Origin of the sequence: Nocardia sp. NPDC002869, assembly GCF_046764065.1 — a bacterium.
Taxonomy (GTDB): Bacteria; Actinomycetota; Actinomycetes; order Mycobacteriales; family Mycobacteriaceae; genus Nocardia; species Nocardia rhamnosiphila.
The window spans coordinates 1-10,639 of sequence record NZ_JBKOOL010000187.1 but is presented as its reverse complement, the minus strand read 5'-3'; the positions used below and the strand labels follow the sequence as shown (position 1 = coordinate 10,639).

At 65.2% G+C, this 10,639-nt stretch carries 11 protein-coding genes and 1 tRNA gene; 7 read left to right on the top strand and 5 right to left on the bottom strand.

The window, feature by feature from the left end:
• Positions 1–126: 126 nt before the first annotated feature.
• Positions 127–801, bottom strand: coding sequence for an HAD family hydrolase (locus ACLML9_RS25085; protein WP_411947824.1), 675 nt, complete (start codon positions 799–801; stop codon positions 127–129).
• A complete protein-coding gene (locus tag ACLML9_RS25080; protein WP_411947823.1) occupies positions 798–1,643 on the bottom strand; it encodes a GntR family transcriptional regulator in 846 nt (281 codons plus the stop codon). Before ACLML9_RS25080 ends, ACLML9_RS25085 begins: the two co-directional genes overlap by 4 nt.
• 309 nt (positions 1,644–1,952) lie before the next feature.
• Here ACLML9_RS25080 and ACLML9_RS25075 point away from each other — a divergent pair, with 309 nt between their 5' ends.
• Genes ACLML9_RS25075 through ACLML9_RS25055 form a run of 5 tightly spaced genes read left to right on the top strand, consistent with a single transcriptional unit; the run spans position 1,953 to position 5,574 of the window.
• Entirely contained in the window at positions 1,953–2,159 is a 207-nt protein-coding gene (locus ACLML9_RS25075) for a hypothetical protein (RefSeq protein WP_411947822.1), read from the top strand.
• A 2-nt stretch (positions 2,160–2,161) separates the two neighbouring features.
• Positions 2,162–2,416, top strand: a complete 255-nt coding sequence (locus ACLML9_RS25070) for a hypothetical protein (RefSeq protein ID WP_411947821.1) — start codon at positions 2,162–2,164, stop codon at positions 2,414–2,416.
• On the top strand, positions 2,407–4,128 hold the full coding sequence (locus tag ACLML9_RS25065; protein ID WP_411947820.1) for a replication initiator: 1,722 nt from the start codon (positions 2,407–2,409) through the stop codon (positions 4,126–4,128). Before ACLML9_RS25070 ends, ACLML9_RS25065 begins: the two co-directional genes overlap by 10 nt.
• A 13-nt stretch (positions 4,129–4,141) precedes the next feature.
• Positions 4,142–4,357, top strand: a complete 216-nt coding sequence (locus ACLML9_RS25060) for a helix-turn-helix domain-containing protein (RefSeq protein ID WP_411947819.1) — start codon at positions 4,142–4,144, stop codon at positions 4,355–4,357.
• A gap of 2 nt (positions 4,358–4,359) precedes the next feature.
• A complete protein-coding gene (locus ACLML9_RS25055) occupies positions 4,360–5,574 on the top strand; it encodes a tyrosine-type recombinase/integrase (protein WP_411947818.1) in 1,215 nt (404 codons plus the stop codon).
• 132 nt (positions 5,575–5,706) lie between these two features.
• Here the strand turns inward: ACLML9_RS25055 and ACLML9_RS25050 are convergent.
• Positions 5,707–5,780, bottom strand: a tRNA-Pro gene (locus tag ACLML9_RS25050).
• Between the two features lie 86 nt (positions 5,781–5,866).
• Positions 5,867–6,829, bottom strand: a complete 963-nt coding sequence (locus ACLML9_RS25045) for a metallophosphoesterase (protein WP_411947817.1) — start codon at positions 6,827–6,829, stop codon at positions 5,867–5,869.
• A gap of 203 nt (positions 6,830–7,032) precedes the next feature.
• Here ACLML9_RS25045 and ACLML9_RS25040 point away from each other — a divergent pair, with 203 nt between their 5' ends.
• Positions 7,033–7,497: a GatB/YqeY domain-containing protein gene (locus ACLML9_RS25040; RefSeq protein WP_030524219.1), complete on the top strand. Its 465-nt coding sequence runs from the start codon at positions 7,033–7,035 to the stop codon at positions 7,495–7,497.
• Positions 7,498–7,519: 22 nt separating this feature from the next.
• Here ACLML9_RS25040 and ACLML9_RS25035 read toward each other — a convergent pair whose 3' ends face one another.
• Entirely contained in the window at positions 7,520–9,907 is a 2,388-nt protein-coding gene (locus tag ACLML9_RS25035) for a penicillin-binding protein (protein ID WP_411947816.1), read from the bottom strand.
• 349 nt (positions 9,908–10,256) lie between these two features.
• Between ACLML9_RS25035 and ACLML9_RS25030 the strand changes: the two genes are divergently transcribed.
• A complete protein-coding gene (locus ACLML9_RS25030; RefSeq protein WP_030524217.1) occupies positions 10,257–10,580 on the top strand; it encodes a WhiB family transcriptional regulator in 324 nt (107 codons plus the stop codon).
• The last annotated feature ends 59 nt before the right edge of the window (positions 10,581–10,639 follow it).

Genomic DNA, 10,639 nt, shown 5'->3' with positions numbered 1-10,639 from the left:
GGTGGGGGCGGTGTGCCGTAGTGCGGCGGCGGCGCGTCTGCGCCGCCGCTCTTGAACCTATATAGCTAAATTCGGCAACAACCCTGGGAACAGGCGGGGTTAGCGCGAAAGTGAGTGCTACGGGGGCTATCTATCCGCCGACAGTGCACCAATCAGTTCGGCCATGTCGGTGATGAGCGCTGCGGGCTTCAGGGCGCGGAATCGCTCGATCTTCTGGGGCCGGTTGGCGTACGCGATGGCAGCCACCCGGGCGGCGTGTGCGGCGTCGATGTCAGAGACCGAATCGCCGATGAATGTGGCCGAAGCAGGGGAAACGTCGAGCTCGGACAACGCCCAGTTGAGTAGATGCGGGTCCGGCTTGAGCTGGGTGAAGTTGGCCGGCGTTCGGCTGAATATGCCGGTCACATAGTCGCGCAGACCATGCGCCGACAGGTACGCATCTACTGCCGGCACAGAGTTGTTGCTGACAACGGCGACCGTCCGTCCTGAATTGGTGAGTTCGCGAATCAACGGCTCTGTCGGGCCGGTCGGCTTGGCGTACTTCACGGCCTCGAGTTCGAGTTCTGTCAATCGGTGCTCTACAGCCGCGCCAGCTTCCGGGCCAAGGGTGCTGGCATACCGGAGCACGTCGAACGGGTCACGGCTATTCGAGACATCCGGCGGCAGGGGTGAACCGACATACGGCCCAAGGGCTACCGCTACGTCACGGTCTGGAATTCCAGAGAAGACAGCGCATATCGGACCGTCGAAATCGAACAGGACGCATGAGCGCTCGTCGAGTAACCGGGTCAGCGTGATCATGGACGGTAGTCCCGGGCGACCGAGTTCCACATGCTGTCGAACCACGCCTTCGACTGCTCCACGAACTGGCTCTCGTTCGAGTCGAGGTCGGAGTCCTGGGAGTGGTGGAAGAGTGTCGCGTCCTTGCCGGCCAAGTCCCAGATGGCCTGAGGTTCCCCGGCTAACTCCAATTTGTGCTCGTACACAGGGTAGAAGCCGAAGAATGATCGTTCACCGTTGAGTATGTAGAGCTTGAACAGCGGAACGACCGGGATGGTTCGCACTTGCGCTGTGGCACTCGCGACGAGTCCAAGCGTTCCGAGCTCTTGAACCGCGTCGAATATGCCCATGGCGTGGCGTTCGGTGATCCGGCCCATGCGCTGGCGAAATGGCGGGCTGTCACTCAGGTCGTCGGCGTTCGCCGGCAATGACCAGGGCACGGAGGTGTCCGGGACCAGTAATCGGATTGTCAGTGATTCTGGCCGTAGACGACCCTCGCGGATGCGGTCGAGTGGCTCCGTGATTGCGCCGTGAAGGGTCTCGCCCGAGAAACCGGCAAAGTCGATCGTCACCGAGTTTGCCTCGAACGCACGTTCGATATGTGGGCGTAGGCCGACAGGGCGTTCGGTGCGTTCCCGGACGAACACGCCGCTTCCCTTGCGGGAAATGACCAGGCCCTCATTGCGGAGGATGCGAATGGCCTGTTCGACGGTAGCCTTCGCCACCCCGTACCGCTCGACAAGTTGTGGACCGGAAGGCAATTTCTCGCCGGGCGCGAGCTTCCTTGTCAGGATTGCAGCCCGCAAAACGTTTGCGATCTGCTGCGACGGGGGCCGGGGATCGTCGGGGTCGATGGCGTCCATAACTCCAGCGTAAGCGATTTACCTAGGGATGCCGGGAACTGGTTGACGTACCTAGGGAGGTAGGCTAGGCTGAAAGATACCTAGGGAGACTAGGTGGCATTCGGTGGCACTGGAGGGATCGATATGCAGGCTCTGAAAATCTCGTCAACGGACCTTCGCCCTTCTCGGTTGAACGCGGCGGGGTGGTGCATCAATTGCCTTGGCCGGCATTGTGAGAGCGCGCGGTGCATCGCCTGGTTCGCGGGGGCGGTGTGGGAGACCTGCGGTCAGTGCGGCGGTACCGAGTACGTGAACGGTCACCTGGACCCGATGACGGCGGCGGATCGGTGCGACTGCACCCAGGGCCTGATCGAATCGGAGAGCTCCGAAACGCTGTCCGAGGTCGTGGAGCTGGACCGGGTGCGGCCGGTGGAGCCGGTGAAGTCTTCGATGCTGGCCTATGGCCCGGTGGGTCCGGTGGTGTATGAGTCCTGGCCTGCTGGTGGCGGTGCTCCGGTGCGGTGGATGGGGCGTTGATCATGACTGTCGCACTGGATGTTCAGGACATGACGGTGGATGTCGACGGCACAGGGTGGGTGGTGACCTATCCGTTCGGTGAGCCGCGTAACGGTGCCTCGGGATTGGTACCGCGTTCGGTGTCTCGGGTTCCGGCGTGGGACTACCACCGGGCAGCACAGGAAACACCGGTCCGGGATCGCTCGGCGGTTGAGGCGGCGAAGGCCAACCCGACCGACCGAATGGCGGGCCTGCGCGCGTATGGGCTGTGCCAGTGACGGCGGCTGTCACGGACCTCGACGGGGCTCCTGGTGATTCGGGGGCTCCGGTTCGGCAGACAGCAGCTGCGCGTCGTAGTCTCCCGGATTTCCGGGATGTCGCCCAGTCGCTGGCCGAAGAGGAACACATTTGTGCGCGGCCGATTCCGATGCGCGGGTTCGACCACGACGCCGGCACCATGACCTATGTCGGTGCCCCGTGCAAGTCGACGGTGGCCTCGGTGTGCCCGGCGTGCGCGGACAAGGCCCGGTTTCTGCGGATCACCCAGTCCCGCGAGGGCTGGCACCTGACCCAGGAACCCGAACTGACCAAAAGCAAGCCGACCGAGCATCAAACCGCGTTGCTGGCGGCCCGGTCGGATCTGTTCGAGACCTACCAGCAGGCCAAGGCCGATGGTGATCAGGACATGATGTTCGGGATTCGGGAAGTCGTCGCGGACCTGGATGCGGAGATGAAAGAGTCCGGGTTCCGTGGGCGACTCCCCGATTTCGACTCTGAACCCAAAGCCCGGCGTGCCCGCTCCACTCGCCGCCGGCAAGACGTTCCGAACCTGCCCCGGCTCAAGGTCGAGAAAACCACCATCGGCCGGACCTATGCCGGGCATCAGCCGTCGCTGTTCGTCACGCTGACGATGCCGTCCTACGGGGCCATCCACCGCGACGGTGCCGTGAACGATAAGGGCGAAACGGTCGGTGATGGCTCCCCGGTCGATCCGGAGTCCTACGACTACCGGCGTGCTGCGCGTGATGTCGTGCACTTCTCGGCGTTGTTCGACCGGTGGGTCCAGAACTTGCGGCGGGCGGTCGGCTGGAACGTCCAGTACTACGCGACCGTGGAACCTCAGAAGCGGGGTGCCCCACACTTGCACATCCTGATCCGGGGCACCGTGTCCCGCGAGATCATTCGCCAGGTCACCGCGGCTACCTACCATCAGGTGTGGTGGCCCCCGCATGACCGGGACAGCGAGGTCTACCCCGCACAGGTCGTGCCGATCTGGGACCCGGTCAAGATGACGTTCACCGACCCGGACACCGGTGCATCGCTGCTGGCCTTCGATGACGTGCAAGACCTCCTCGACGACGTGGAAGATCTGGAGCCGGCGCATGTGGTGCGGTTCGGGGATCGGATGGACCGTTCCGCTATCAAGGGCATGGTTCCGGGTCCGAAGGCCGACCGCACCATCGGCTATGTCACCAAGTATTTGACCAAGTCGATAGCCGAAGTCCTGGACACCGATTCCGACCGGACTCGCCGGCATTACGACCGGCTGCATCAGGAGCTCCAGCACACCCCGTGCTCGAAGCGGTGCCCGGTCTGGCTGCGCTACGGCATCGTCCCCGAAGGCGCGACCGAGAAGACCATCCCGGGCCGCTGCCGCAGCAAGGCTCATCGCCGGGACACCCTCGGCCTGCCCGGACGCCGTGTCCTGGTCTCGCGGCAGTGGTCGAACAAGACTCTCCCGGATCACAAGGCCGATCGCGCGGAATTCGTTCGGCAACTCCTGGCCTCGGTTGGGATCGTCAAACGCGATGCCCCGAACCTGAAACTGTCGGTGGTCAAACCCGGCGACAAGTCGGCACCACCCCGGGATCACCTGATCATGATGGCCGTCGCGCAACGCAAGGTCTGGCGCGCGGAATACACCCGTGCCCTGCTTGAAGCGGGCCCACCAGCACTCCAAGAACATTCGGCAATCCCAGTGGCGGTATGAGAAAGGGCAGAAAATGCAGGTGATCAATAGTCGTGGGGCGGTTGCCTCTCCGGCGACATACACCGTCGATGAGGTGGCGGCGTTGCTCGGGATATCGCGGGGTATGGCCTACGCGTTCGTCAATGACGGGGTGATTCCGGCGAAGCGGATCGGTCGGCGGTGGGTGGTTGCTCGCGCGGCGTTCCATGTCTGGCTGAACGAGTCGGACAACCTTCCGAAGGCGGGCTGACGATGGGGTTCATCGATCAGACACCGGGCGGCAAGTGGAAAGCGTTCTGGCGGGAGCCCTCCGGGTCTCAGCGCTCCAAGACCTTCCGGACGAAGAAGGAGGCAACTACCTTCCTCGCGCAGGTGGAGGTGTCCAAGTCCAACGGTGCCTACGTATCGCCGCATGCTGGTCGGACCCTGCTCGGGGACCACGCCCGGGTGTGGATGAAGTCGTGGAACAACGAGCGGACCACCAAGGCGCGTGACGAGTCGATCATGCGGACACACATCCTCCCGAAGTGGGGGAATTGGCAGCTCGGCAAGGTCGATCACCTGTCGGTTCAGACGTGGCTGACCGAGCTATCGGCGGTGCGTTCGCGGGCTACCGTGGCCGAGTGCAAGCGGATGCTGACGGGTGTGATGCAGTCGGCAGTCAGAAACCGGCTGTTGGGCAGTGATCCGACCGTGGGTGTGCGCCTGCCCAAGCGTCGGGTGCGTGATACCGATGAGCGGTTCCTCACTCGGGAAGAGGTTCGGCAACTGCTTCTCCCGGCGGTCCGGCCTGATCGGTATCGCGTGTTCGTCGCGACAGCTGCGTTCGCTGGGCTCAGGTGGGGTGAGGTGGCCGGGCTCTGTGGTGATGCGGTGGACCTGGATGCCGGGGTTATTCGTGTGATCCGCACCGTTACCGAGGTGGCCGGCAATGTCGAGTTCAAGCCGTTTCCCAAGTCGCGAGCTGGCCGGCGGAATGTGCCTATCCCGCGGTGGCTGGTCGATGAGCTCCGGGACTACACGCGTGCGTATCCGCAAGGCGAACAGGGCCTGATCTTCACCAACGAGGTTGGTGGGCCGCTGCGTCGAACCCTGTTCCGGGCGCGGGTGTGGCGTCCTGCCCTCGTTCGGGCCGGTCTGCTCGGTGAGGTCGCCGAAGTGGACGGCAAGTACGAAGCAATCTGGATGAACAGCAATGGTGAGGTCGAATCGGAAGTGTTCGGCAAGTACGAACAGGCCGTGAAGATGGTTGCTCGGAACGAAGCGGGCGGTGTCCGGTTCCATGATCTGCGCGATATGTTCGGGACCTGGCTGGCCGATGACGGGTTGCCTCCGCACAAGCTCGCGGTGGTGATCGGCCATGAGAATGCGACGACCACCATGCAGTACTACATACGCCGGACCGAGGATCATGACGCGGTTCGCCGGTCGCTCGGTGATGACGATGACGACGACAACGACGAGTAGCCGTTCCCGCCCGCCGCTGCCTTTTCGCTGCCTACAGCGGGTGATCTGGTGGTGAATTGAGGTACCGAACGAGAAAGGCACCTGACCGGATAACCCTGGTCAGGTGCCTTATCGTGTCTCGACCAACACGAGTCGGGGTGGCGGGATTTGAACCCACGACCTCTTCGTCCCGAACGAAGCGCGCTACCAAGCTGCGCCACACCCCGTGAAGCGGACCTGCGATAGCTTACATCAGGTCCGGTCCGGAAAAGAAACCGACTGTTCAGGGCCTATTTTCCGGTAGCCGCGCGGACTACCGGGCGACTGCCCGCGATGCCGACACCCCGTGACCGGAATCGGCGACGGGCTGTGTGGGCGGGACGGCGACGAGGGTGAGCAATGTGGCCTCGGGCCGGCAGCAGAAGCGGTACGGCGCCCAGGGGGAGGTACCGATTCCGGCGGAGACGTGCAGCCGGGTGTGCGCACCCCATTTGGACGGACCCTTGACTCGCGACCGGTCGATCTCGCAATTGGTGACCAGGGCGCCGTACCCGGGCAGGCAGAGCTGGCCGCCATGGGTGTGCCCGGCCAGGATCAGGTCGTAGCCGTCATCGGCGAAGCGGTCCAGGACCCGCGGCTCCGGGGAGTGCGTCAGGCCGATACGGAGATCGGCGAGCGGGTTCGGGGCGCCGGCGATGGTGTCGTAGCGATCGCGCTGCAGATGCGGATCGTCGACACCCGCGCTGGCGATGCGGATACCGCCGACCTCGATATCGCGGCGGGTGTGCGTCAGGTCCAGCCAGCCGCGCTCGGTGAACGCCGCGCGCAGATCCTTCCAGGGCAGCGGGGCGCCGTGCACTCGTTTGTGGTTCTTGTCGAAATACTTCAGCGGGTTCTTGGGGACCGGTGCGAAGTAGTCGTTGCTGCCGAACACGAACAGGCCCGGCCGGGAGAGCAGTCCACCCAGCGACTGGACCACCGCGGGCACGGCCTTCTGATGCGACAGGTTGTCGCCGGTGTTGATCACCAGGTCGGGCTCGAGCCGGTCGAGCTCGCGCAACCACTGCTGTTTGAGCTTCTGCCCGGGCGTCATGTGCAAATCGCTGATGTGCAATACCCGCAGCGGCGCCGAGCCCGGCCGTAGCACCGGCATCGTGGCTTCGCGCAGAACAAAGGCATTGCGTTCGATCAATGAGGCATAGCCGACTCCGGCCGCCGCGGCTCCGGCGGCGCCGAATACGGTTCGGCGAAGGACCGACGTCGAGATCACGGGCATTTGCCCAGCATAGGTGACCAGGTCGCTGGGCGCGCAGCGTGTTGAGCCACAGTTTCGGCCACATAGCGGGCAGATGACACAGCCCCGCGGCCGAGGACACGCCTGTGGCCTCGGGAAACGACCGATCTGCCCGGGAGCGAACACGCCCGGCCCAGCGGGTTATCCGGTGGGCGTGGCGGGGTGCAGCGGCTACCGTTCTGACCATGTCGGAACTGAAATCGAGGCTGCGCGCCGATATGACCGCTGCGATGAAGGCGAAGGATTCGCTGCGGCTGAACACCCTGCGGATGCTGCTGGCCGCCATCCAGACGAGCGAGGTCGCGGGGAAGGAAGCCCGCGAACTGTCCGACGCCGAGGTGGTGGCGGTGCTCACCAAGGAGTCGAAGAAACGCAACGAATCGGCCGAGATCTACACCCAGGCGGGCCGTGGTGAGCTGGCGGCCAACGAACACGCCGAGGCCCGCATCATCGACGAGTATCTGCCCACCCAGTTGACCGACGCCGAGGTCGCCGACCTGGCCGATACCGCGATCGCCCAGGTGGCCGAGGAGCTCGGCGAACGGCCCGGGATGCGGCAGATGGGCCAGGTCATGAAGGTGGCCTCCGGGCTGGCGGCCGGCAAGGCCGACGGCTCCCGGATCTCGGCGGCGGTGAAGGCGCGGCTGTAGAGCCGCGCCCGCCCCGCCGGGGTCAGCGGGGGATGGGCACCGGAATGGGGATCGGCGGCAGGAACGGCGGCAGCGGCAACCCGGGGGCGTTCGGGGTGGTCGCGGCCGGCCGGCCCGGCGGCGGTGGTTCGCGGACGGTGCCGTCGCTGAGGTAGATCGTCACCTGCGAGCCGGGGATCGCCGACCCGTTCGGCGTCGATCCGGTGACCGTGCCCTTGGGCGCCGAACCCGGTGAGGTCACCGAGGTGACCTTGAAACCGGCGCCGGTCAGGGCCCCGGTCGCTTCGCCCGCGGTCATCCCGACCACATCGGGCACCTGTGCGTTCTCCGCGCCGCGGACGTATTTCTCGTCGACCGGCGGCAGGGCCGGCGGCGGGAAGTTGCCCACCACCGGCTTGACGGCGCCGAACCAGGTCCGGGCGGGCTCGTTACCGCCGAACAGGCCGTTGGCGTCGCTGGCCGGGCAGTTGCGCAGCGGGAAGGAACAGATCTCGCCGGGGGTCGGGCTGTCGCCGTAGATGTAGACCGAGCCCGCGAGCGAGTTGGTGAAGCCCACGAAGGCCGAGGACCGGTGGCTTTCGGTGGTGCCGGTCTTGGCCGAGACGGGCAGGTTCCAGCCGGTGTTCCCGGCGGCCGCCGAGGCGGTACCGCCGCCGGCGGAGTCCTTGCCCATGGCGTTGGCGAGGGTATTCGCCAAACCCGGCTCGACGACCTGTTCACAGGCCTGTTCGGTGAGCGGAACCGGCTTGCCATAGCGGTCGATCACTTCCGCGATGGGCGAGGGCGGGCACCAGGTTCCGCCGGAAGCGATGGTCGCGGCGACATTGGACAGTTCCAGCGGATTGACCGCGAGGGGACCGAGGGTGAACGAGCCGAGATTCTGGCCCTTGATCATGTCGGCGAGGCTCTGGTTGTCGTCGTGGCCGGAGGTGCCGGGATCGGTGTAGGAGCGCAGGCCCAGCCGGACGGCCATATCCACGGTCGGGGTCACGCCGACGGCCTGGATGAGTTTCACGAAGGCCGTGTTCGGCGAGGTGGCCAGCGCCTCGGTCACCGACATCGGGGACCGGTAGTTGCCCGCGTTCTCGACGCAGTACGTCTCGGGTGGGCAACCGGGGGCGCCGCCGTTACCCATGCCGCGGGCATCGAACCGGGACGGCACATCGAGCTGGGCGTTGGTGCCCATACCTTTCTCCATCGCCGCGGCGGTGGTGAAGAGCTTGAACACCGAACCCGCGCCGTCGCCGACCATCGTGTAGGGCTGGCCGAGCAGGGTTTCGTGCGCATCCCGGTTCAGGCCGTAGGTGCGACTGCTCGCCATCGCGAGCAGCGGGTGTTTGTCCTTGCCGGGCCCGATGAGTGACATGAGCGAGGCGATGTTCTCCAGATGGGGGTCGGCGTTCGCGTTGACCGATCGTTTCACCGAATCCTGGACGGCGGGGTCCAGAGTGGTGCGGATCAGGTAGCCGCCCTTTTCGATCTGTTCCTTGCTGAGCCCGGCCTCGGCCAGGTACTGCAGGGCGTAGTCGCAGAAGAATCCGCGGTCGCCCGCGGCGATACAACCCCGGGGCAGGCCCTTCGGTTCGGGCAGCACACCCAGCGGCTGCGATTTCGCCGCGTGGAACTCCGCGGCGCGGCTGGGGATGTTCTGCATCAGGGTGTCCAGCACGGTATTGCGGCGCGCGGTGACCCCCTCGGGATTGGTGTAGGGGTTCAGCTTGGAGCTGGACTGCACCATTCCGGCCAGCATCGCCGACTGGGCGATGTTCAGGTCCTTGGCGTCGATACCGAAGTAGGTCTGGGCGGCGTCCTGGATGCCGTAGGAGGAATTACCGAACGGGACGAGGTTCAGGTAGCGGGTGAGGACTTCGTCCTTGGTGAGCTCCTTGTCCAGGGTCAGCGCCATGCGGATCTCGCGGATCTTGCGCGCGGGTGTGGTCTCGATGGCGGCCCGGCGTTCGGCGTCGGTCTTGGCGACCACGAGCAGGTTGAAGTTCTTGACGTACTGCTGGTCGATGGTCGAGGCGCCCTGCTGGACCTCTCCGCTGCTGGTGTTGGTCAGGAAGGCGCGGATGGTGCCCTGCCAGTCGACACCGTGGTGGTCGGCGAAGCGCTTGTCCTCGATGGAGACGATGGCCAGCTTCATATCGTTGGAGATCTGGTCGCTGGGCACTTCGAACCGGCGCTGCTCGTAGAGCCAGGCGATGGGATTGCCGGCCGCGTCCACCATGGTGGACACGGCGGGGACGGTTCCCTCGACCAGTTCCGCGGACACGTTGTCGACGGCGTCGGCGGCGCGATTCGAGACGAATCCGAAACCTCCGGCGACCGGGAACAACAATCCGGCTACGAGCACGGAGGCGAGTACACAGCTGCCCGCCAGCTTGAGGAGCGCACGTGTGATCGGCACAGCACCAGCGTAGAGGGTCACCGTTCGGGGTTCGTGACGTGTGGACGCCGGGTGTTGGCTTCGCTGATCAGCGTATTGAGCGGGGAGTATCGCGCAGGGCGCTTGACGTGCGTTTACGGGGCGGAAGGCAGGTGGCGCCGACCGGGTCGCAGGCACGGACGTACCAAAAAGTCATCACTCGGTCTTGCGCAATGGGCATACCTTTACCTAGATTGAGAGCTCAGTGTGATAGAGCTAACACTCAATGTGGAATGTGGTGCACTGCGCAGCGGGGCTCGGGTTGCTGCGTAGTGGACGCGATTCCGGAGCGCCGTGACCCGGTGTTCGGACTGGCAAAGGGGCACACCAAATGCACATGACAACCCCCGTCGCTCGATTGGACGTAGAGCAGGCCGAAGCAAGGATCGCCTGGGTGGCCCAGGCCCGATGCAAGGAAGTGGATCCCGATCAACTGTTCGTACGCGGCGCGGCCCAGCGCAAGGCGGCGACGATCTGCCGGCACTGCCCGGTCCTGATGGAGTGCGGGGCGGACGCACTGGACAACAGGGTCGAGTTCGGGGTGTGGGGTGGTATGACCGAGCGGCAGCGGCGGGCGCTGCTCAAACAGCATCCCGAGGTGACGTCGTGGTCGGACTTCTTCCACGCGCAGCGTCAGCACCAGGTGGCTATGTAAACCCAAATCCCTATTGGACTACCGACCGCCGGGCACTCGAGATTTCGAGTGCCCGGCGG